Origin of the sequence: Rhodanobacter glycinis (genome assembly GCF_006438785.1) — a bacterium.
Classification (GTDB): Bacteria; Pseudomonadota; Gammaproteobacteria; order Xanthomonadales; family Rhodanobacteraceae; genus Rhodanobacter; species Rhodanobacter glycinis_A.
Genome location: NZ_RCZB01000005.1, coordinates 129,347 through 152,250 on the forward strand (window position 1 = coordinate 129,347; position 22,904 = coordinate 152,250).

Annotated in this window: 16 protein-coding genes; 6 read left to right on the forward strand and 10 right to left on the reverse strand. The window is 64.5% G+C overall.

Annotated elements, in window-relative coordinates:
- The first annotated feature begins 110 nt into the window (after window positions 1-110).
- On the forward strand, window positions 111-1,694 hold the full coding sequence (locus tag EAH75_RS16280) for a tryptophan halogenase family protein (protein WP_140806232.1): 1,584 nt from the start codon (window positions 111-113) through the stop codon (window positions 1,692-1,694).
- A gap of 75 nt (window positions 1,695-1,769) precedes the next feature.
- Window positions 1,770-2,297, forward strand: coding sequence for a hypothetical protein (locus EAH75_RS16285; protein WP_140806233.1), 528 nt, complete (start codon window positions 1,770-1,772; stop codon window positions 2,295-2,297).
- A 125-nt stretch (window positions 2,298-2,422) separates the two neighbouring features.
- Here EAH75_RS16285 and EAH75_RS16290 read toward each other — a convergent pair whose 3' ends face one another.
- From EAH75_RS16290 to EAH75_RS16305, 4 genes are all read right to left on the reverse strand, one after another.
- Window positions 2,423-3,979: a GH39 family glycosyl hydrolase gene (locus EAH75_RS16290; protein WP_140653335.1), complete on the reverse strand. Its 1,557-nt coding sequence runs from the start codon at window positions 3,977-3,979 to the stop codon at window positions 2,423-2,425.
- A gap of 128 nt (window positions 3,980-4,107) precedes the next feature.
- Entirely contained in the window at window positions 4,108-6,483 is a 2,376-nt protein-coding gene (locus tag EAH75_RS16295; RefSeq protein WP_170212704.1) for a TIM-barrel domain-containing protein, read from the reverse strand.
- 27 nt (window positions 6,484-6,510) lie between these two features.
- The gene (locus EAH75_RS16300; protein WP_140806322.1) at window positions 6,511-8,070 is read right to left on the reverse strand and encodes an alpha-amylase family glycosyl hydrolase; all 1,560 of its coding nucleotides are present in this window, start codon (window positions 8,068-8,070) and stop codon (window positions 6,511-6,513) included.
- 380 nt (window positions 8,071-8,450) lie between these two features.
- Window positions 8,451-11,180 carry a TonB-dependent receptor gene (locus EAH75_RS16305; RefSeq protein ID WP_140806234.1) on the reverse strand — a complete coding sequence of 910 codons (2,730 nt, stop codon included), beginning with the start codon at window positions 11,178-11,180 and terminating at the stop codon, window positions 8,451-8,453.
- Between the two features lie 546 nt (window positions 11,181-11,726).
- Between EAH75_RS16305 and EAH75_RS16310 the strand changes: the two genes are divergently transcribed.
- Both EAH75_RS16310 and EAH75_RS16315 read left to right on the forward strand, forming a co-directional pair.
- Window positions 11,727-13,349 (forward strand): alpha-glucosidase family protein, encoded by a 1,623-nt coding sequence (locus tag EAH75_RS16310; protein WP_140653339.1) that lies wholly within the window; start codon window positions 11,727-11,729, stop codon window positions 13,347-13,349.
- A gap of 17 nt (window positions 13,350-13,366) precedes the next feature.
- A complete protein-coding gene (locus tag EAH75_RS16315) occupies window positions 13,367-14,350 on the forward strand; it encodes an alpha/beta hydrolase (protein WP_140653341.1) in 984 nt (327 codons plus the stop codon).
- Window positions 14,351-14,424: 74 nt separating this feature from the next.
- Here EAH75_RS16315 and EAH75_RS16320 read toward each other — a convergent pair whose 3' ends face one another.
- The 3 genes from EAH75_RS16320 to EAH75_RS19975 all read right to left on the reverse strand — a co-directional run bounded on the left by EAH75_RS16320 (window position 14,425) and on the right by EAH75_RS19975 (window position 17,308).
- Entirely contained in the window at window positions 14,425-16,050 is a 1,626-nt protein-coding gene (locus EAH75_RS16320; RefSeq protein ID WP_428993520.1) for a M28 family metallopeptidase, read from the reverse strand.
- A 154-nt stretch (window positions 16,051-16,204) separates the two neighbouring features.
- Window positions 16,205-16,507, reverse strand: a complete 303-nt coding sequence (locus tag EAH75_RS16325) for a PepSY domain-containing protein (RefSeq protein ID WP_140653345.1) — start codon at window positions 16,505-16,507, stop codon at window positions 16,205-16,207.
- Between the two features lie 336 nt (window positions 16,508-16,843).
- Entirely contained in the window at window positions 16,844-17,308 is a 465-nt protein-coding gene (locus EAH75_RS19975; RefSeq protein WP_241668973.1) for a hypothetical protein, read from the reverse strand.
- Between EAH75_RS19975 and EAH75_RS16330 the strand changes: the two genes are divergently transcribed.
- Window positions 17,309-18,112, forward strand: a complete 804-nt coding sequence (locus EAH75_RS16330) for a glycosyltransferase family 9 protein (RefSeq protein ID WP_241668974.1) — start codon at window positions 17,309-17,311, stop codon at window positions 18,110-18,112. It begins immediately after the preceding gene.
- Window positions 18,113-18,191: 79 nt separating this feature from the next.
- Here EAH75_RS16330 and EAH75_RS16335 read toward each other — a convergent pair whose 3' ends face one another.
- Window positions 18,192-18,626: a PepSY domain-containing protein gene (locus EAH75_RS16335; protein WP_140806236.1), complete on the reverse strand. Its 435-nt coding sequence runs from the start codon at window positions 18,624-18,626 to the stop codon at window positions 18,192-18,194.
- 196 nt (window positions 18,627-18,822) lie between these two features.
- Here EAH75_RS16335 and EAH75_RS16340 point away from each other — a divergent pair, with 196 nt between their 5' ends.
- The gene (locus tag EAH75_RS16340) at window positions 18,823-21,312 is read left to right on the forward strand and encodes a glucose/quinate/shikimate family membrane-bound PQQ-dependent dehydrogenase (RefSeq protein ID WP_140806238.1); all 2,490 of its coding nucleotides are present in this window, start codon (window positions 18,823-18,825) and stop codon (window positions 21,310-21,312) included.
- A 9-nt stretch (window positions 21,313-21,321) separates the two neighbouring features.
- Here the strand turns inward: EAH75_RS16340 and arsB are convergent, their stop codons facing one another.
- Window positions 21,322-22,404: an ACR3 family arsenite efflux transporter gene (gene arsB, locus EAH75_RS16345; protein WP_140806239.1), complete on the reverse strand. Its 1,083-nt coding sequence runs from the start codon at window positions 22,402-22,404 to the stop codon at window positions 21,322-21,324.
- A complete protein-coding gene (locus EAH75_RS16350; protein ID WP_140806240.1) occupies window positions 22,394-22,903 on the reverse strand; it encodes an arsenate reductase ArsC in 510 nt (169 codons plus the stop codon). Before EAH75_RS16350 ends, arsB begins: the two co-directional genes overlap by 11 nt.
- Between the last annotated feature and the right edge of the window lies 1 nt (window position 22,904).

A 22,904-nucleotide genomic window follows, 5' to 3' on the forward strand; every position in this document is an offset into this window, starting at 1 on the left:
TGTATGACAGCGCTGTCAAATTGAATGACAGCGCTGTCATCGGGGCCGATCCTACTGCGAAAATCGGCAATAGGCTTGTTGCGAAGCAGCAAGCGGAGGAGGGGAGTGAAATGGCGCGTATTCAGAAGATCCTGGTCGTGGGTGGCGGCACCGCCGGCTGGCTGACGGCTTGCTACCTGGCCAAGGTGTTGAACAGCACGAAACGGGAAAGCATCCAGGTCGAGCTGGTCGAATCGCCGAACATCGGCCTGCTTGGCGTGGGCGAGGCCACGTTCCCGTCGATCCGCGGCACGCTGGCCGCGATCGGCCTGGATGAACGCCGTTTCCTGGTCGGCGCCACCGCAACGTTCAAGCAGGGCATCCAGTACGTGAACTGGGTACGTCCGCCCGGCACGCCGGGGCCGGACCGCTTCTTTCATCCCTTCAGCCTGCCCAGCCAGCGCGCCGGCAGCCCGGAACTGCTGCCGTACTGGCTGCTGGGCGGTGCACCGGAGGGCATGCCGTTTGCCGATGCGGTGACCATGCAGGCCAGCCTGGTGAAGCGGGGCCGGGCGCCGAAGCGCGCCACCGATCCCGACTACCAGGCGCCGATGAACCATGCCTATCACTTCGATGCAGCCTGCTTCGCCGCCGTGCTCGCCGAGCATGGGCAGGGTCTTGGCGTCAGGCGTCACCTGGGCACGGTGGAACGCGCCGAACTCGACGAATCGGGCGCGATCGCGCGCATCGTCACCAAAGAAATCGGTGAGCTGACCGCGGACCTCTACGTGGACTGCACCGGCCTGCGCGGCGCGCTGATCGGCAACGCCATGCAGTCGCCATTCCACAGCCGGCGTGACGTGCTGTTCGCCGATCGGGCGGTGGCGCTGCAAGTGCCGTACCCGCGTCCGGACGCGTCGATCCTGCCGTTCACCCGCGCCACCGCGCAGGAGGCCGGCTGGATCTGGGACATCGGCCTGCAGAAGCGGCGCGGCATCGGTTACGTCTATTCATCGCAGCACAGCGGCGCCACGCGCGCGGAAGAGGTCATCCGCGGTTACGTGGGCGACGCGGCGACCGAACTGGATGCGTTGCACATCAAGTTCGAGACCGGCTACCGACCGGAACACTGGCGCAGGAACTGCGTAGCGGTGGGGCTGGCCGGTGGCTTCGTCGAACCGCTGGAATCCACCGGCATCGCTTTGGTCGAACTGGCCGCCTACCTGATCACCCATCTGCTTCCGGGCGATGTGGACGACATGGAACGCACGGCGCGCCAATTCAATCAGATGATGGTTGCCCGTTACGAGCGCATCATCGACTTCATCAAGATGCACTACTGCCTCACGCAGCGCCGCGACAGTGCGTTCTGGATCGACAACACGGATCTCGCCAGCATCCCGCAGACCCTGCAGGACCGGCTCGCGCTATGGCGTCATCGACCACCGCACCGACTGGACTTCGTCACCGACCTGGAAATGTTCATGCCGGCCAGCTGGCAATACGTGCTGTACGGCATGGAGTTCAGCACCGACCTCGAACCGATGCGCAGCGCCTACCCGCAGATGGAGGCGGCGCAGCGCGAGTTCGCGATGATCCAGCAGATGGCAACGCATGCGCAGAACGATTTGCCGGATCATCGTGCGCTGGTCGAGCAATTGTGTCGCGAGCATTCGCAGCGGAAGATGGGCAGGCTTGCCGGGGCGGATGGTTGATTGGGTGATAGCCCCGCCGCAGTGTCGGAAACTCACCCTGACCTGATCCTGGCGCGATCGCCACTGGAGCCTCCCATGCAAATGACCCGTCTCGTTTTCGCTGGCGTGCTGCTGGTGCTGCCAGCGCTCGATGGCTGCTCGAAACCGCCCGCCGAGGCAGCGGCGCCGACGGCGGTCGCTGCGCCGCCATCAGCGTCGGTCCCGGGAAAACCATCGCGGGAAGATGCCCGGGCATGCGATCTGGTCACGCCGCAGGAAATGTCCGCGATTCTCGGCAGCGTCGTGGTCGGCACCGAACCAGGTCACAAATCGTCCGGCAAGACCGAATGCATCTACCAACCTGCCGGAGGGGTCAGCCCCTACGTCGAGTTCTCGGTCGAATGGGGCGAAGGTGAGACGGCGATGGGGGCCATGGGAGCCATGGGTCAGGGCAAACCGGGCCCGGACGACCCTTACGCCGGCATCGGCGATCAGGCGAAATCAGTGGGAACGACGCTGTGGATTCGCAGCGGCGAGGACCTTGTGCAGATCGTCTTTTCGGGCGTGACCGACGCGCCGGTAAAAGCGAAGAAAATTTTCAACACCGCGAAGGCGAGGATGTGACATGCGTGCGATGGCATGAGACTTCGCGATTGATCCGTGAGCTGGAAACACCGGGATCGGGATGAGCAGGATCCCGGTGACGAGCATTGATCGTGGCCTTCGCGCCGAGCTCATCGAGCCCGGCTTCAATGCAACTCGATCACCACCAGTCCCTGCACCGGCACGGTGACCTCGAACTTGCCACCGCTCACCTTCATCGACTCCGGCGCAGCCAGTTTGCCGGCTTCGCGCAGCCGGGCGATCTGCTCGCGGCTGGGGAAGTCGGGCCGGCCCATCCGATCGAACGTGGCGACGGCGTTGCCGTGAGTGGCGTCCAGCCGCCAGACGGTGGCGTGGGCGCCTGCGGGCAGGTGCTGCACGTCGAGGCTGAAGTGCTTTGGCGCGCCGGCGGGTTTGCCGGGCGTGTAGCTGGCGGAGCTGCCGACCTCCGGGGCGTAGTTCCATAGCGCGATGACCACATTGCCGTCATCGCGCCGGGTGACCAGGGCGGAATCCGAATCGACGGCCAGCCGTTTGTCGCCCAGCTTGTGCAGCATCGCGAATGCGTTGAACGCGGGCTTGGCGATGCGGTCGGCGGCGATCAGGCCGAAGCCGCCGTAGAACGGGTTGCGCACGATGCCCTGTTCCTCGAACACGTCGGAGAACGACCAGTAGCTCATGACCTCGATCTTGCCGGCGCACTCGCGGATCGTGTTGGCGAGCCATGGCCCCATGAACACGGTGTCGGTGACGTTGGGAAGGTTCGCGTAGCTGGCGTTGTACTCGCTGAAGACCAGCGGCATCTTCGGGTACGGCGACGCGGCGATTTCCTTGTGCACCTTGTCCACCGCGCGGCAGACCATGTCGCGGCGCGGGATGTTCTCGTCGCTGTGCAGCACGTTGCCGGCGGTGTCGTCGCCGTAGACGTGGCTGCTGACGAAATCCACCGGCACCTTCGCTTCCTGCGCATGCTTGAGGAAGTCGGGGATCCACGCCGCCTGAGCGGTGGACGGGCCGCCCACGCGCAGGCGCGGGTTGACTGCCTTGAGTGCGCGCACGGTGTGGTCATACAGCGTGAAGTAGCTCGCTTGCGCCGGGGTGCCGACCCAGAAGCCGATGTTCGGCTCGTTCCATACCTCGAAGTACCAGCTGGCCACTTCGTCGATGCCGTAGCGCTCGACCAGATGTTTTGCCAGCGCGCCGATCATCGCGTCCCATTCGGCATAGTTCTTCGGCGGCGCAATGTTCGGGTGGTACCAGAACGGATGCAGCGCGGCCGGGTCGGAAGTCAGTTCCGGCGGCATGAAGCCGAGTTCGACGAACGGTTTGAAACCGTGCTCGAGCAGACCGTCGTAGATCTGGTCGACGTAGGAGAAGTTGTAGGAAATCTTTCCCTGCGCGTCGCGCTGCACCAGGCCCACGTCGTGGTCGAGGATGCCGTGGAAGCGGATGTAGCCGACGCCGGTGGCCTGGTGCACGGCGTCCAGATCCTTGCGGTAGTCGTCGCGCAGCGCGAGCGAGGCGCGGCCGGAGCCGAGCATCTGTTCCCAGAAATGCGGGAACGGCGTGCCGCTGGCGCGGGCGTCGATGCGGATCTGTTCGGCGCTGCCAGTGGCAGGCACTGCGTGGACGGTGCCGGCGACCAGCAAGGCGACAGCGCAGAGCGAAAGGATGAGGCGGTGGGCAGATGACGCCTGTTTCATGGCGATGTCCATGGGGCTGCGGGAGGTGGGCGAGGTGCCCGTACCCGGAGTGTAAACGTTTACATCGAAACGGAAAGTCTCGTACGGTTTGGTGCCGGCGTCCACTGCAGTGACGGAATCCGGAGCGCTCAGCGTTCCGGCGAGAGCACCACGATCTGCCGCGTGGCGGCGGCAATCCGCACCCAGGTCACCGCACCGAAACGATCGTGGCCGCTGGCCCAGCCGTCGCCATGATGGCGTTGCAGTGCATCGAGATCGGCGAAATTCGGCATGGCCTTGCCGTTGCCGCTGACCGTGCCGGTCGCGCTGCCATGGATCTTCAGCAGATAGAACTGCAACGCCGGCTTGAAGCTGCCGGTAACCGCGCCGGTCTCGAATTGCACGGTGTCGCCATGCCGCTGCACCGCGAGCGACTGGCTGAAGTACGCGCCGTGCTCGTAGTCGTAGGTGGCGCCATCATCGTCGTAGTAGTCGAACTGCGTGCGCATTCCGGCAGGGAACACCTCGACGTCGAGCTGGGTCACCGGATGCTCGCCGACATGGTCCATCACCGGCTGGGTCGGGATGATCGCGCCGTCGCGAACGAAAAGAGGGATGTCGCCCCACGCCTTGCTGTCGATGGCGAGATGGACATCTTGGCCACCGTCGTAAACCTTGCCGCTGAACCAGTCGGTCCAGCGTCCGGCCGGCAGGTAGATGTTCTTGCCGGTCTGGCCCTCGATCACCACCGGCGACGCCAGCAGCCAGTCGCCGAACAGCCAGGCATCGACATCGTTGCGGACCTTCGGATCATCAGGCCAGTCGAACAGCAGCGGGCGCACCAGGCCGATGCCGCTGGTGCTGTAGCGGTGGGCGTAGCTGTAGATGTACGGGATCAACGCGTAGCGCAGGCGGATTGCATCCGTGGCTGCCTTTTCGGCGACCGGCCCGTAGACCCATGGCTGGCGTTTCTGTCCGAAGTCGCCGTGCACGCGGAAGATCGGCGTGAACGCGCCGAACTCGATCCAGCGCGCGTAATTCTCCGGCGTCGGCGTGCCGTTCTTGAAGCCGCCGCCGTCCATGCCCCACTGCATCGCACCGACGTTGATCGCGCTGAGCATGCGCGCACGCTGGCCGGCCATGCTGGCGAAGCCGGTGGGGATGTCGCCCGACCACAGGCCGTAGGCGTAGCGTTGCGAGCCCAGCCAGAAGTTGCGGTTGACCGACCACACGCGCTGGTTCGAGATCGCGCGCTGGCTGTCGTACAGCGTGCGCTGCATGTTGAGGAACTGGGTGTTGCTCGGGGTGTTGTCGGCTTCGTCGTTCCACCAGCCGGCCATGCCGGTGGCGAAGCTTTGCTTCAGCGCGTCGTTGAAGAACCAGGCGCGCGCCGCCGGCTTGTCGAAGTCGATGTCCTTCACCGGTTTGTGCGAAAAGTAGTCCGGCGCGGCCTTCTCATCCGGGCGCCACAGGTCGTGCGCGGTGGCGTAGCGACCCTCCACCGTGTCGACGTGGACGCGCGGCTTCATGATGCCGGTGAGGTGGATGCCGCGCTGATCGAGTTCGGCTTTCAGCTTACCGCTGGGTGCGTCCGGAAACTTGATGGCGTTCCAGCGGAACTCGCCGTAGTCGTCCTCGCCCCAGGCCTTCCAGTCGAAGTCGAGCGTGAAGTTGTCGATCGGTATGTGTTTGGCGCGGTAGGTGTCGACGATCTGCAGCAGCTCGTGCTGGTCGATCCCCCACTGGCTGTTGGTGAAGCCCATCGCCCACTTCGGGAACAGCGGCGACCTGCCGCTGAGCTGGGCCAGTGCGCTGAAGATCTGCGCGGGCGTACCCAGCAGGACGTAGAAGTCGGGATGTTGGCGCGCGGTGCCGCTGACGCTGATCGTGCCCGGTGCCAGTGCGAACGTGGCGCCGTCGCTGTCGAGCAGCACGCCATAGCCGGCGCTGCTCCACACGAACGGCGCGCCGGCATGACCCTGCTCGCCGGCGGTGGCGATCTGCCTGCCACTGCGCAACATGCCGGCGGAAGCATCCGCCGTGGCGTTGTAACCGCCGATGCCGTACAGCGCATCGTGCGGGTCGTGCTGCAGGGTCAGAGCGCCGCGTCGCGGCGAACTGAGGTCGAGCTGCAGCAGGCCATGCTTTTGCAGGTCGTCGATCAACAACTGCTGGTGTTGCCTGTCCCAGCGGACCACGCCGCGGCCGGAGGTGAGAGTCATGCCGTTGGCGGTGCTCACGGGGCGGAGCGGGGCGGCGCGCGTCAGCGTGTTGTCGTGGTCGATCACCAGCGTCGAAGCATCGGCCTGGCCGACGTCGTTGCGCTGCACGTGCAGGATGCCGGGCGCGACGAAGCGGAGGGTGAGCTGGCCCGCGATGAGGTCGGTGGGCTGCGCGTGATCGGAGGTCTGAACCATGGGGGCCACCTGTGGCGACGATGCGACCGCGGTGATGGGTGCCAGCGAGAGGCCAAGACACAGCCATGCCATCGACACGCCGAGTCTTTCGTGGACTGTCTTCGTCATCGCATCAAACCCCGTTTGCTTGCCGCTTCACTGCAGGATCGCCGTGGCATACGCCGGCATCTGCAAGTGGCCGCGCTGCAGCGTGATGCCCGACTTGCTGTGCAACAGCACGGCGCGGAAACGGGTATCGCCCAGCGGCAGGTCCTGCGCCTGGCCGGATAAATTGTGCACGACCAGCACGTGACTGCTCGCGTCGTCGAGTTGCCAGGCGGCAATGTGCGGATTGTCCAGCGCCAGTGGATGAATCGCGCCATCGCGCAGCGCGCTGACCTGACTGCGCCAGTGGATCAGCGTCGTGTAGTGACGCAGCAGCGAATCCGGATCGGCTTGTTGCGATTCCACCGACACCGCGGCGCCGTCGTGCGAGGTGGATGCCTTCCATGTCGCTTCGCCCGCCACGCCAGGTACGCGATCCCAGCGCATCGGTTCGCGCACATCGGGGTCGGGTTTGCGACCTCGCATGCCCAGCTCTTCGCCGTAATAGACAAATGGCTGGCCGGGCAGGGTGAGCAGCATCGCGGCGGCCATGCGCATGTGCTGCGGGTTGCCGTCGAGCTGGCTCATCACCCGATCCTGATCGTGGTTGGACAGGAACGGCGCATCCACGCCCGACCTGCCGCTGGCCTTGCGATAGGCGGCATCGGTGCGCGCCAGCAGTGTGGCGAGGTCGCCGGCGCGTTCGTTCCTTGCGCTGTCGATGAGTTGGCTCGCCAGCGGGAAGTCGAACACCGCGCTGAGCGGGCCGAACCACGGCGCAAGCTTGTCCGGCGAGTCCTGGGTGACCTCGCCCACGATATAGACGTCCGGGCGGACCGCCTGCATGCCGCGGCGAAATTGCGACCACCAGGCCAGGTTCTTCTTGAGCACGACGGGATCGCCGTCCTGTGCCTTGAAGTCGTAGTAGATGTGCTGGGCTGCATCGAGACGAAAGCCGTCGACACCCTGCGTCAGCCAGAACTGGCCGAGCTTGAGTATTTCCTGGCGCACGGCGGGCGTGTCGTAGTTCAGGTCCGGCATCGCGCCGGTGAAGTCGCCCAGGTAATGCGCGCTGCCCGCGATGCGCCAGGCCTGGCCGCCCACGGCGCTGGCTGCGCTCAAATCGGTGTGCGGGCCGGCCCAGCTATACCAGTCGTGATACGGACTGGCGGGATCGCGCGCGGCCTTGAACCACGGGTGCTGGTCGCTGGTGTGGTTGATCACCAGATCGATCATCACCTTGATGCCACGTTTGTGCGCTGCGTCCAGCAGATGCCGGAAATCATCCATCGTGCCGTACTGCGGGTTGATGCCGTAGTAGTCGGTGATGTCGTAGCCGTGATAACTCGGCGAGGGGTTGATCGGCATCAGCCAGATGCCGCTGACGCCGAGCGATTGCAGGTAATCGAGTTTCGCGGTGACGCCGTTGAGGTCGCCGATGCCGTCACCGTTGGTGTCGGCCCAGCTGCGCACGAAGATTTCGTACCAGACATCCGGGCGGACCGTGGAAGCGTCGCCCGACGGCAACGCCTTGACCGCGGCGTCATGGTGCTCGGCAGGCACTTGTGCGGATGGCACCGCACATCCGGTAGCCAGCAGGGCAGTGCACATGAGCAAGGCAAAGGCAGCAAGGCGTTTCAACGGAGACTCCGGCAACTTGCGGATGATCGTGTCGTTTTTGCGTGGTGGAAGGCTTGCACCCAACGCCGACCATCCATCCATGGGAGTGTCTTCATGGTAGGCCGCTGAGCGGCGAATGCCGCGTTTCTGCATACGTATTCATCCGCCGCTTGCGCGATCTACTGCGCTGCCCCGCGAGATGAGCGACAGGCTTTCGATGTGCCGCAGCGGAGCGAGTCCGTCTGAGTGGCCGCGGCAGTCGGGGCGGGCGACGCGCTGGCTACATCTTTCGAGCCGCGCGCGACACAAATGGCAGGCAAAAAAAACCTGCCGGCGTCGCCGCCGGCAGGACAGGGGATAGCTGCGTTGGCTTAGAACTTGTAGGTGGCGCCAAGCAGGTAGGTTCGGCCCCACTCGATGTACTCGAGCGGACGATCCTTGGTTCCGGCGTACGTACGATAAGGTGCGTTCGTCAGGTTGCTGGCCTGCAGCTGCACGCTCAGTCCGTGCAGCTTGCTGCCCTCGGCAAAGGTGTAGCCAACCTGTGCGTCGAAGATTTTTTCGCCGACGACATAGCGCAGCGTGCGCGCACCGTTGAAGTTGCCAATCTCGCCGATGAAGTCCGAGCGCTTGCGCTCACTGATGCGGGCATCGAACCCGTTCTTTTCGTAGTAGGCGGTGAGGTTGAACACGCGCTTGGACAGGCCTGGCAGGCTGATCGGGCCATCGCCCACGCTGGTCGCGTTCTCGGGAGATCTGATCTTGACGCTGCTGTCATTGAAGCTCGCGCTACCCAGCACGCCGAAGCCATCGAGTGCTGGCGTAAGCATGTTCAGCGGTATCGATGCGGACAATTCCACACCCCTCAGGCTGCCGCCCTTGCCGTTGAACGGGGCACTGAAGGTTCCCTTGGTCAGGGTCGGCGGCTCTCCGGGACCCGGCACGTAATTGGCCACGAGGGACGAGAAGTCGTAGTTGTCGCGAGTCTGCGTATAGATATAGCTGGTCAGGTCCTTGTAGAAGAACGCCGCGGCGACGTAGCCACTGCCACCGAAGTATTTTTCCCACGACAGATCGAAGGCATTGGCGCGCCACGGGTCAAGCCTCGGGTTGCCGCCACTGGCACCCGGCTTGCCGGTGGTCTTGTCGACACCGAACTCCAGCGAGGCGCGCATGTCATCCATGCGCGGACGTGCCACCTGCTTTGCCAGTGCCACGCGAAGCATCTGGCTTTCGCTGAGCGAGAAGGCCAGGTTCAGGCTGGGGAGTACGTCGGTAGAGGTCTTGCCGTCGGTGAATCTTTCGATCTGGCTGCCAACCGGTTTCGAATCATTGAAGACGTTGGCCGACGAGGACTGGTCCGCGCGCTGCACCTGGACACCCACATTGCCGCGCACGGGAATGCCCCACACGGTGTCGATATTCGCCATCGCGTAGGCGGTGGTGATCTTCTCCGACAGGTCCCAGGCTTTGGACACCAGGTACGAGGCGTCTTCATTGGGCGCAAAGGTCATGTAGCGCGCGACGGCACCTGGCACATACCACGACGGAATCTTGCCGACACCGGCGAAACCCAGGTCGACCAGGCCGTACTGCAGGTCGGGTGCGATGGCCGTGTCGCCTTGGGCACCGACGTTGATGTTGCCTTCGGGCTGGTGCTTGATCTTTTCGCGGTCGGCGTAATTGACACCCACTTCCACATCTGTGATCAGCCGGCTGACGGAATCGGGCATCGGAATGGTGGCGCCGAGCTTGGCGCTCTTCAGCTCATCGCTGATCCTCGGCGCCTTGCCATAGCCTGAGCCGTAGATGGTATTGGTAAGGAACAGCTTGCTCGCATCGGAATAGTTGAGCCCTGGCGTCAGCTGGGAAAAGCTGCTGCCCGAGTAGTTCAGGTTAAGCGAGTCCAGCTGCGGCGCAGGTACCAGCTGGGTATTGTTCTCCAGGTTGAGCTCGCGACGCTTGGCCTTGGAGTAGCTGAGGTCGGCCACGATGCTGACCTGACCGGCGTTGAACTCGTTCTTCCAGCCCGCCGCGTTGATGGTGTCGTGACGGCTGTTGTACATGCCGCGAACCAGCGGATAGATGTTGTTGGCCGTGCCGCCGGTGAATGTCCCGTTGCTGTTGATCGTCGGGTTGGTGACGTCGAGACGGCCGTAGCCGCCGTTGTAGTCGCCAAGGTTCACCTCGAACTGGTTGGCGGTGTCCTTCTGCGTGGCCTTGGTATGGAACAGGTCCAGCGTGCTGGTCCATTGGTCCGACGGGCGCCACTCGACGGTGGCCATCACGCCGTCGCGCTTGGTGTAGCCGGTGCGGCGCAGCGCCTTGATGCCATCCGAGAACCAGGTACCTGCGGGCACGCCGGGACGCCAGTTATCACCCACCTGCTGCCACGGTTCGTACAGGCCGACCTGATTCTCCTGGGTTGGGGTCTGCGAGTGCGCGTAGCCAATGGCAAGGCCCAGCGTGTGATCCATGAACTGGCCGATGTAGCTGGCGTTGAAGCGATTGCCGAACGCACTCGAATCGGCCGCCCGGCCCAGGGAATTGTGCTGGCCACGGACCCCGACGACAGTCACATCCTGCTGGTAGTCCAGGGGCCGCACGGTGTGCATGTCGAGCGTGCCGGAAAGTCCCTGGCCGATCAGGCTGGCTCTGGGTGTCTTGTACACGGTGACGCCGCTGACCAGTTCGGAAGGATACTGATCGAATTCCACGCTGCGGTTGTCACCGGTGCTGACCATCTCGCGACCGTTGAGCAGGGTGGTGGCAAAGTCCGGCGAGAGGCCGCGCACGCTGATCACCTGGGCGCGTCCTGCGACGCGCTGGGCCGACACGCCCGGCAGGCGCGCAATCGATTCGGCGATGCTGACGTCAGGCAGCTTGCCGATGTCTTCGGAAGAAATGGCCTCGACGATCTCGTTGGACGATTGCTTGGTCGCGATCGCGCTCTGGATACTCTGCGCGAAGCCACTCACCGTCACGACGCCAAGCTCGGTGGCTTCTTTTTTCCGCTTCGCCTTGGCGTCGTCGACGGCCTTGGCATCTTTCGCGACCTGGCTGCTATCCTGCGGACTGGCTGGCTGGTCATTCTGCGGCATGGCCGCATATGCGGCGGTGTTCGCACAGAAGCCCACCGATGCCAATGCCAAGGCAAGTACATTACGTTTGAGTATCACCGTTATCCCCTCCCAGGGTTACGCGTCATTTTTGTAGTTGCTGCACATCAGCCCCAACGTTGCGACAGACAGCACGCATGCACGTGCCTGTGCCCGTCGACGTGGCGCCATGGTAGGGCCGCCTCCCGCAGCCGAGTCGTTTCCTGCATACGTATTCATTGTGCTGCTGTGCATCGCAAACGTGTGCGGACGGCGCGGCCCACGATGCGCAAGTGCAGTTTTTTCGGCGGCCCGTGCGGATGGCGCGCATGGGCTAGCGTGGATGTTTGCCGTGTTGCGCGAGTCTCGCCGAGACTGCGCCCATCATCGCGCAGCGCGTCGTGCTGCATTGCGATAGCACGCTTCCATGAATACGTATGCACTGCCAAGGCCGTGCCGGCATGCAGCCGTTAAGCTCCTCGACAAGCTGCGAAAGCACCGCCTCGGGCGTGTTGCTTCGACTCGTGCAAAAACTTACGGGACATGTGAATGAGTGATGCACCTTGGTGGCGCGGAGCCGTCACCTACCAGATTTACCCGCGCAGTTTCCTGGACACCGACGGCAACGGCGTGGGCGATCTGCCGGGCATCATCGAGCGGCTCGACTACGTGGCCAGCCTTGGCGTCGATGCGATCTGGATCGCGCCGTTCTTCAAATCGCCGATGGCCGACTTCGGTTACGACATTGCCGATTACCGCGACGTCGATCCACTGTTCGGCACGCTGGCGGATTTCGATCGCCTGCTGGCCAAGGCGCACGGTCTTGGTCTGAAGGTGATGATCGACCAGGTGCTCAGCCATACCTCGATCGAGCATGCCTGGTTCAAGGAAAGTCGCGAGAGTCGCGACAACCCGAAGGCCGACTGGTACGTGTGGGCGGATGCGAAGGACGATGGCAGTGCGCCGAACAACTGGCTGTCGCTGTTCGGCGGTTCGGCCTGGCAGTGGGAGCCGCGGCGCGGGCAGTACTACCTGCACAATTTCCTGACTTCGCAGCCGGATCTGAATTTCCATCATCCCGAGGTGCGCGTGGCGATCCTCGACAGCGTGCGCTTCTGGCTGGACAAGGGCGTGGACGGTGTGCGCCTGGACGCGATCAACTTCTGCTTCCACGATCGCGAGCTGCGCGACAACCCGCCCAAGCCGAAAGAGAAACGCGTGGGCCGCGGCTTCAGCCCGGACAATCCCTACGCGTTCCAGTATCACTACTACAACAACACGCGACCGGAGAACCTGGCGTTTCTCGGCGAGCTGCGTGCGCTGATGGACCGCTATCCGGACGTGGCTGCGCTGGGCGAAATCTCGTCGGAGGATTCACTGGCGACGATGGCCGAGTACACCCGCGCCGGCCGCCTGCACATGGGTTACAGCTTCGAACTGCTGACTGACGACTTCAGCGCCGCGCACATCCGCGGCACGGTGCAGATGCTGGAAGCGCAGATGACCGAAGGCTGGCCGTGCTGGGCGATTTCCAATCACGACGTCGAGCGCGTGCTGACGCGTTGGGGCAGGGGGCAGCCTTCGTCGCAGCTGGCCAACCTGCTCACCGCGATGGTCTGTTCGCTGCGCGGTTCGGTGTGTGTCTATCAGGGTGAGGAACTCGGCCTGACCGAAGCCGAACTGCCCTACGAGGCACTGCAGGATCCCTACGGCATCGCGTTCTGGCCGCAATTCAAGGGTCGTGACGGCTGTCGCACGCCGATGCCGTGGAACGATGACGATGCGCATGCCGGCTTCAGCCGCGGCATGCCATGGCTGCCGGTGCCGCAGGAACATCGCGCACTCGCAGTGGCCCGGCAGGAAGCCGATCCGGACTCGGTATTGAACGGTTTTCGTACCTTCATGCACTGGCGCCAATCACAGCCCGCGCTGCGCTGGGGCGACATTCGATTCATCGATACCGCCGAGCCGGTGCTGGCGTTCACGCGTCATCTGGACGGCCAAACCGTGCTGGTCGCGTTCAACCTGGCCGATGCCGAAGCCGAGATCCGCCTGCCTGCCGCATTCGGCAACGCGCATCCGCTGGAGGGCCATGGCCTGCGGCACGGTCATCTCCACGGCAACCTGCTGCAGCTGCCAGGCTACGGCGTGTGGTTCGCCAGCGTGGCGTGATGAAGCGGTTGCGGCGCATGGTCAGGCACCGCGTGGTTCGGTATCTGCTGCTCGGGGTGCTGCTGGCCGGCGTGCATCCCGCCGAGGCATCGAACCCGGTGGCGCCACGCTTCGACAGCAGCGTCGTGCAGCTGCAGCTCGACGCGCCCGCATTCGCGCCGGAACGGATCAAGGTCGACGTCTATCTGCCCCCCGGTTATGCGCGCGGTGTGCGTCGCTATCCCGTGCTGTATGCGAACGACGGCCAGGACATGGATGCGGTGGGTCTGCAGTCAACGCTCACACGACTTTATCGCGAGCAAGCGATCGAGCCGGTGATCGTGGTGGCGGTCGACATGCTGACCGACCGCGCCAGTGGCTACGGCCTGTCCGACCGCGCCACCGCGCGCAGCCTGGTCGGCGGCTCGGCGATCGGCCCGATCGGCACGCGCGCGCATGACTATTCCGCCTGGGTCGCCACCGCGCTGGTGCCGTATGTAGACGCGCACTACCGCACACGCAGGTCGCCGCGCGCGCGCGCGATGCTGGGCTGGTCGCTGGGTGCGCTCAACGCGTTCAATCTCGGCTGGCAGTATCCGGACGTAATCGGCCGGGTCGGCGCGTTCTCGCCCTCGTTCTGGCTGGCCGCCGATCGCACAAGCGCCACCTCGGTGCAGCACACGCGACTGGCGCAGGCCATGGTCGACCACGGCAGCCGGCGCACCGGCCTCAGGATGTGGTTTGCGGTGGGCACCGCAGAGGAAACCAAGGACCGCGATGGCGATGGCATCAACGATACCGTCGACGACGTGCAGGATCTGCTTCAGGGTTATCACGGTGCCGATGGCTTTCGCGCACGCGGCCTGCAGCAGCTCGGCTACTCGATCAACATGGATTATGCCGGGCACCCATCGCGCAGGGCGGATGCCGCACTGTTCCAGCTGCAGGGCGGCGTGCACAACCAGGCGTCATGGAAGCGGGCGCTGCCGCCGTTCCTGCGCTGGGCTTACGGCCGGCATTGACCTCGGTTGCTCCCCCTGCAGGCAGAAGGAAGCGCATTCAGGGCCGGGGCGCTGCTACATCCAGTACGACGAAGTTACTTGCGCTCGGCGGCGGTCTTGTCGCGCGTGCCACGGAATTCCGAATCCGCGCTCCAGTTTGGCCACGCACGGGAATTGGCCAGGTCGTTGCCGACGGTGTAGAGCAGCTGAAGGTCGCGCGCCATGCCGGTGAATGTCCAGCTCGCCTGCCATTCGTCGGCGGGCTGGTGATAGCGTTTGGTGTTGTAGTCGTCCTCCGCCGCCCTGCCGGCAGCGAGGTCGCCATCGACCCAGTCGTTGCCGGAGCCGAACGAGATCGCCGGCACGCCGCGCTTGGCGAATGAAAAATGATCGGAGCGGAAGAAGTGGCCTGCCTCCGGTTTCGGATCCGCCGAATAGACCATGCCGTAGGTCTTCGCGTCGGCGATCAGGTCATCCAGCAGGCCGAGTTTCGCGCTGCCGGAGATGTTGAAGTTGCGCGCCGGGCCATGGGGGTCGAGCGCATCCACGTTGAGTACGCCTGCCGTCGTGGCCAGCGGATACAGCGGATTGGCGGAGTAGTACTCCGAACCGAGTAGGCCCTTTTCCTCGGCGGTGACGTTGAGGAACACCACCGAGCGCTCGGGCCGCGGGCCCTGCGCGAAGGCGCGGCCCATCTCGATCAGCGCCGCAGTGCCGGTGGCATTGTCGACAGCGCCGTTGTAGATGCGATCGCCTTTGGCATCTGGCGCGCCGACGCCCAGGTGATCCCAGTGCGCGCTGTACATCACCGTTTCGTCCGGGCGCTTGCTGCCCTCGATGCGGCCGACGATGTTGTGCGAGGTGATCACGCTGGAATCGACCTTGAAGCTGGCCGAGAAGCTCTCGCCCTTCAGCGTCACCGGCTTGAATGCGCGCGTCTGCGCCTGCTTCTTCAATGTGTCGAAATCGAGCCCGGCGCGCTTGAACATCTGCACCGCCAGATCGCGCTGGATCCAGCCTTCCAGTTCAGGATGCACCGCTGCCGGGTTGTCGCGCACGATGTCGAACATGGTGTTGGTGTTGGAGTTCTTCACCGTGGCCCAGCCATACGAAGCCGGCGCGGTTTCGTGGATCACCAGCATGCCCAGCGCGCCCTGGCGGGCAGCTTCTTCGTACTTGTAGGTCCAGCGGCCGTAGTAGGTCATTGCCTTGCCGCCGAAGTCGCCCTTGCCGGTTTCGAAATCCGGATCGTTGATCAGCACCACCGCGATCTTGCCGTGCAGGTCGACGCCCTTGAAGTCGTCCCAGCGCCGCTCGGGCGCTTTTACGCCGTAGCCGACAAACACCAGCGGCGCGTCGGCAATTGCCACGCTGGTGGAACCATCCATGGGTGCGCGTACCGAGATTTGTTCACCCTGGGTCAGCACCGAGATCTTGCCGTCGTGGCTCAGCGTCAACGCCGGTGTGCCGACGATCTCGCTGCGCCGCAGCGGCACGGCCTGGGTCCACGCGCGCTTGCCTTCCTTGAGATCGCCGCCCGGCTGCAGGCCGGCGGCCTTCATCTGCGCCACCACGTAGTCGATGGTTTTCGTTTCAGCCGGCGTGGCCGGGCCGCGGCCTTCGAATGCATCGGAGGACAGCGCTTTCACCTCGGCGGACAGGCGCTCGGTGCTGAAAGTCGGCTTGGTGCTGGCAGCCAGCGCGAGCGGACACGCGGCCATGATCAGTGCACAAAGGAGCAATCGCGTCACGGGCTGTCACCTGTCGGGGGAAGGAGTCCACCGATAGTAGTGAGGCGGGATGCGCCGGTCCATCCGCGGCGGCGTGCGATCGGGCCGACGTCTGCAAGACATGCTCGGACCTCGACCGTGCCGATCAATCGTTGTCGGCACCTTCGACAGAGTTCTCCAGAAGCTCGCCGGTTTTCGCATCGACACCGACTTCGTGGGTGACCTTTCCGTTCGCGATGTCGAATGAATAGCGCAGGCCACTGCCGCCTTTCTCCTGTTCCAGTTCTTCCTTGACGATCTTCCCGGGATAGGCCTTGAGCGCGATCTCGCGCGCCTCCGGCATCTTCACTTTGGCCTGCTTGACCAGTGCACTGGGGGTCGCGGCAGTGGCGGCAAAGGTGGTCGCGGCGAGCGCAACGACGGCGAGGATTGCGAGGGATTTCTTCATGGTGACTCCGGGTCATGGTGAGCGACGAAACTTGCCGCGCCGCCTTTATGCGCCCAGCCAACTTAGTGCGAGCTTATGGGTTGCACGGATACATTCATCCGCCTCATCCGGATTCTTGTGAATCTTCCGCTATAGCCGCCGAACTTAAGAGTCGACTAAGGAAAGGCCACTACTATGGGCAACCACCATTCGTATGCCGAGGCGATGAAGATCGCTACCCTGCGTCGCGTCATGACGTTTCATTTGGCCATCCATATGGCCTTTCCATGGATGGTGCTGCAGCGCTTTGCAGTACGAAGCGATCGTTGCGGGAGCTGTGAATTCATGAGAATTTCGTTAATCCTCGACATGAATGGTGCCCGTCGAATTTTGGAAGGGTTCGGGAAAGGTGGCTTGCCGTAACTTGCAGGAATCTTCCTGGTTTCGGCTACTCCGATGAATGACGTTGCCGAACTGCCACAAGGCGAGCAGCCAGCCATCCATGTCAGGCTGCGACGCGGCGATGCGCTGCGGCACCGCGCCATCACCTTGCTTTTTGGCCGTCTGTTTTCCGCCGTGGGCGGGCAGCTGTGCGAGCCCGGCCAGTTGCCGACGCGCGGCGTCCATCGCGTGCTGATCTGCCGGCCCAATCATCGACTCGGCAATACCGTGCTGATCAGCCCCTTGCTCGCCGAGATCGAGGCGCTCTATCCCGGAGCCGAGATCGACCTGGTCAGTGGCGGCGAAGCGGCACGGATGCTGTTCACCAACCGGTTTCAGGTGCGACAGGTTTTTTGCCTGCCGCGAAAGATCGCGCGGCATGTGTGGCAGACCATCGCGCTGCTGCGGCAACTGCGACACAACTCCTACGATCTGGCGATCGATGCCTGCAACGGTTCGCAGTCCGGCCGCCTGTTGCTGGGCATCGTCAAGGCCCGCTTCAAGCTCGGCTTTCCGGATATCCGGGCGAATGCCGGTTCGCTGTGGCACAGCCTGTCCTGGCCGGATCACCTGGCACGTCGCAGCGTGTTTCTGCTGCGTACGGCATATGCGGGGAAGGTGGACCGGCCTTACGAAACGCTCAATCTGCGCCTGTCCGATGATGAACGGCAGCAAGCGGGCAAGGCGTTGACCGCCGTGCTCGGCGGAACCCAGCAGGCAGCGGCCGGACGCCCGGTTATCGGCATATTCGCCAATGCCACGGGCGCCAAGCGCTATGGCGAGACATGGTGGAAGGAATTCGTCGACGCACTGCAGGCCGCGCAGCCGAATCTGCTGATCGTGGACGTGATCGCAGAACACGGCCAGACGCAGCTGGGCGGGGACTTTGCCTCTTACTACACGCGTGACTTGCGTCGCCTGGCCTCGATGATCGCGAACATGGATGGCTTCATCAGCGCGGACTGTGGCGTGATGCATCTGGCCGTCGCCAGCGGCACCCCGACCATCGGCTTGTTCTCGGTGACGAGTTCGTCGAAATATAGTCCGTATGGGCGAAGCAACACGGCCATCGATACGGGCAGCATGAGTGCGGCCCAGGTGGCGGGTAAGGTTTCAGCGTGGCTCACCGGGACCTTGCCGGCCGAACGGCAAACTTCGCTGCCGCTGTCGACACGCAGCCAGTAAAGCACGGTCAGTGAAAACTGTGGCGGGCGGAGTGTGTGTGCTGCGCGCCGCCCGCCATTTCCGCTCTGACTCAGCCTACCTAGTCGGTAGCGATCACCTTGCCGGTGCCCGCATCGATCTTCAGCTTGACGTCGACCCCGCTCTGATTTTCCGCCTTGGCCTTCCAGATGCCATCGTCGAAATCGACATCGTGGACGTGGGTATAGCCCTGGGTTTCCAGTGAGGCGCGCACGTCTTTTTCGCTCAGCCTGGAGACCTGTTCATCCGGGTAAACCTCGCCGGTCTTGGCATCGATGCGCAGGTCGACGTGCTTGCCGTCGGCGCTCTTTGCCTCCGCGCGCCACATGCCGTCCTTGAACTTCACGTCGTGCACTTTCGTATAGCCCTGTTCGGTGAGCTTGCTGTGCACCTGCGGCTCGGTCATCGCCTGCTGTGCCATGACGAGGCCGGAAACGCCCAGCGAGAGGGTGCCCAGGGCCAGCGCGAAAGTCAGTGATGTGATCTTGTTCTTCATGGAACGTACCTCGTTGCCTGCAGGAAGTCCGAGTCTTGGCCGGATCGTGCAAACGTAGGGTGAATCGTGGCGATGAGGCTGAATCGCGGCTAACGTCAACAATGCGCGGGCATGCGTCGTGCTACACACGACGGCAGACTTTGCGTGGCTGATGAAGACGTCGCGTTGAAGCCTCGCCGCCATCACCGAGATCGCCATGACACGATTGCCACGTTCCCGCCCGTTGCTGCTGATCACCGGCGGCGTGTTCGTTCTGCTGGGCCTGGCCCTTGCGACCGGCGGCGCGTACCTGCTGGTGCTGGGCGGTTCGTTCTACTACCTGCTTGCCGGGCTTGGCATGGCCGTCACCGGCGCGCTGTCGATCGTGCGGCGGTCCCAGGCGATGTGGCTGTATGCGCTGGTGCTGTTGGGCACGACGGCGTGGGCGTTGATCGAGGTGCGGCTGGATTGGTGGCAGCTGTTGCCGCGGCTGGACGTGGTTTTCGCGCTGGCACTGTGGTTGTGGCTGCCGTTCGTCAATGCCGGGTTGCGCAGGTCGCCGGATGGCCGCGATGCGATGTTGCGGAGCGGGCGCTGGGCGCTGGGTGGCGCGTTGTCGATCGCGGCCATCGTCGGTGTCGCCGCCCTGCTGCAACATCCGCATGACCATCCGGGCGAATTCGCGCAGGCGCGCATGAACGCATCCGGTCCATCGCCGGCGCCGTTCACCGCTGCCGGCGACTGGAGCGCCTACGGCCGCTCCGGCTTTGGCGATCGCCATGCCCCGGCGCAACAGATCAACCCGCAGAATGTGGATCGGCTGCAGCTTGCGTGGACGTTTCATACCGGCGACTTCAAGGGCCCGGGCGATCCGCTGGAAATCGCCAACGAGGTCACGCCGCTGAAGGCGAACGGCATGCTGTACCTGTGCACGCCGCACGGCATCGTGATCGCGCTGGATCCGGATACCGGCAAGCAGCGCTGGCGTTACGACCCGAAAATCGACCGGCAGGCGAAGGATTACCAGCACATGATCTGCCGCGGTGTGGCGTATCACGACTCCGGTGCCTACGTCGGGCCGGACGCGGCCGCGTGGTTGCCCGCAGCGAGCGCGTCCATCGCCGCACCGAGCCCGCCGCCGCCCGTGCCCAAGGGCGCGTTGCCGATGTCGCGCATCCATTTCGAGGAATGCCCGCGACGCATCTTTGCACCGACGGCGGACGCCACGATCGTGGCGATCAACGCCGACACCGGCCAGCCCTGCGAGAGCTTCGGAGAGCACGGCGTGATCGGGCTGTACGAACACCAGCCGATGAAGCAACGCGGTTTCCTCAATCCCACCTCGCCACCGGTGGCGACGCGGCACGTGCTGATCGTCGGCGCCAGCGTCACCGACAGCGGCTCGACCGACGAACCCTCCGGCGCGATCCGCGGCTACGACATCGACAGCGGCAGGTTGCTGTGGAACTGGGACGCATCGAACCCGGCCAGCACCGCGCCGCTGGCACCGGGGCAGACCTATGTGCGGAACTCACCGAACTCGTGGAGCGTGTCCAGCGTCGACGAGAAGCTCGGTCTGGTCTACATCCCGATGGGCAGCCAGACACCGGACATGTGGGGCGGTCAGCGCGACCCGCAGGGCGAGCGTTTCAGCAGCGCGATCGTGGCGCTGGACATCGCCACGGGCGAACTGCGCTGGGTTTACCAGAGCGTGCATCACGACCTGTGGGACATGGACATCGGCGGACAACCCAGCCTGGTCGATCTGGATACGCCACACGGCAAGGTGCCGGCGTTGCTTGCCTCGACCAAGCGCGGCGACATTTACGTAGTCGACCGCCGCGACGGCAAGCTCGTCGTGCCCGCGCCGGAGCAGCCGGTGCCGCAGGGCGCGGCGACAGGCGATCGCACGTCACCCACGCAGCCATTCTCCGCACTGTCGTTCAAGCCGCCGACACTGCGCGAGCGCGACATGTGGGGCACCACGCCGTTCGATCAGCTGATCTGCCGCATCACATTCAAGCGGTTGCGCTACGAGGGCATCTTCACGCCGCCATCGGAGCAGGGCTCGCTGATTTATCCGGGCGACCTTGGCGTGTTCGACTGGGGCGGCATGGCCGTCGATCCGGTGCGCCAGCTGGCCGTGCTCAATCCCGACTACATGGCGTTCGTGTCGAAGCTGATTCCGCGCAGCAAGCTGGACGCCCGTGGTGGCCAAGGCAGCGAGCAGGGCGTGCACCCGATGGCCGGTACGCCGTTCGCGGTCGAACTGCATCCGCTGCTGTCGCCGCTGGGCATTCCCTGTCAGGCGCCGCCGTGGGGTTATCTCGCGGCGATCGATCTGAACACCATGCAGCGGGTGTGGATGCATCGCAACGGCACGATCCAGGACCAGGCGCCGTTCGGCATGCCGTTCCCGCTGGGCGTGCCCAGTCTCGGCGGACCGATGACCACCGGTGGTGGCGTGGCGTTTCTCAGCGGTACGCTGGACTACTACCTGCGCGCGTACGACGTGCGTACCGGCAGGCAACTCTGGCAGTCGCGACTGCCGGCCGGTGGCCAGGCCACGCCGATGAGCTACGTCTCCGATCGGAGCGGCCGCCAGTTCGTGGTGGTGATGGCCGGCGGCCACGGTTCACTGGGCACGAAGATGGGCGATTCGCTGGTGGCGTATGCGTTGCCGGTCGCATCGCCACTGAAACCATAATCGCGGTCTTCAGATGTCTGCAGGGGCGGGCACCGGTTTTCGGTCGAACCAGTGTCCAGTGCGGTTGACGATGCGTACCACCGACAGCATCACCGGCACCTCGACCAGCACACCGACCACCGTCGCCAGCGCGGCGCCCGAACGCAGGCCGAAAATGCTGATGGCCGCCGCCACCGCCAGCTCGAAGAAGTTGCTGGCACCGATCAGCGCGGCCGGGCCGGCCACGCAATGCGGCACCTTCAGCCAGCGGCTGAGGCCATAGGCGATACCGGCGTTGAGATAGACTTGGATGATGATCGGCACCGCCAGCAAGGCGATGATCAGCGGCTGCGCAAGGATCGCCTCGCCCTGGAAACCGAACAGCAGCACCAGGGTGGCGAGCAGGGCGGCGGTCGACCATGGGTCGATGCGATGCAGCGTCGTATCGAGCGCAGCCTGTCCGCGACGTCGCAGCAACCACCCGCGCCACAGCTGCGCGGCGATCACCGGCACCACGATGTACAGCAGCACCGACAGCAGCAGCGTGCCCCACGGTACATGGATCGAGGCCACGCCAAGCAGCAACGCTACGATCGGCGCGAACGCCACGACCATGATGGTGTCGTTGAGCGCCACTTGCGCCAGCGTGAAATTCGGTTCGCCGCCGCACAGCCGCGACCACACGAACACCATCGCCGTGCACGGCGCGGCGGCCAGCAGGATCAGCCCCGCGATATACGCATCGTGCTGCCCGACCGGCAACCACGCGGCGAATACATGCCGGATGAACAGCCAGCCCAGCAGCGCCATCGAGAACGGCTTGATCGCCCAGTTCACCAGCAAGGTGATGCCGATGCCGCGCGCCTGATGGTGCACACCGGCGAGCTGCGCGAAGTCGACCTTCAGCAGCATCGGCACGATCATCAGCCACACCAGCGCGGCGACCGGCAGGTTGATGTGCTGCACCTCGGCGGCCGCCAGCATTTCGAATACCGCGGGGAGCGCATGCCCGAGCGCGATGCCGGCGACGATGCATAACGCCACCCACACGCTGAGGTAGTGCGCGAAGAAACCGATCCGCGGCGGTGCGGCGGCGTCGGGTTCAGTGCTCATGGGCGCTGGCCGTCCGGGCGATGTCACGCAGTTCCTGTTGCGTCGCGATGCGGTCCAGCTTGTCCAGCGGCAACGCCAGCAGCAGGTCGATGCGCCGACGCAGCATCATCCACGCCGACTGGAACGCGCGCCGGCGTTCGTCCTCGCTGCCGCTGACCGATGCCGGATCGGGTACGCCCCAGTGCGCGGTCACCGGCTGGCCGGGCCAGATCGGACAGACCTCCCCGGCGGCGTTGTCGCAGACGGTGATCACCATGTCGATGCCGGGCGAGTCGGCCTGCGCGAACTCATCCCAGCTCTTGCTGCGCAGCGGCTCGTTGTAGCCGAATGCCTGGGCCAGTTCGGCGGCGATCGGTTGCACCTTGCCGCTGGGAAAACTGCCGGCGCTGTACGCACGGAAGCGGCCTGCGCCGAGCACGTTGAGCATGGCCTCGGCCATCACGCTGCGGGCGGAATTGCCGGTGCACAGGAACAGCACGTTGTACGGTTGGGTCGACATG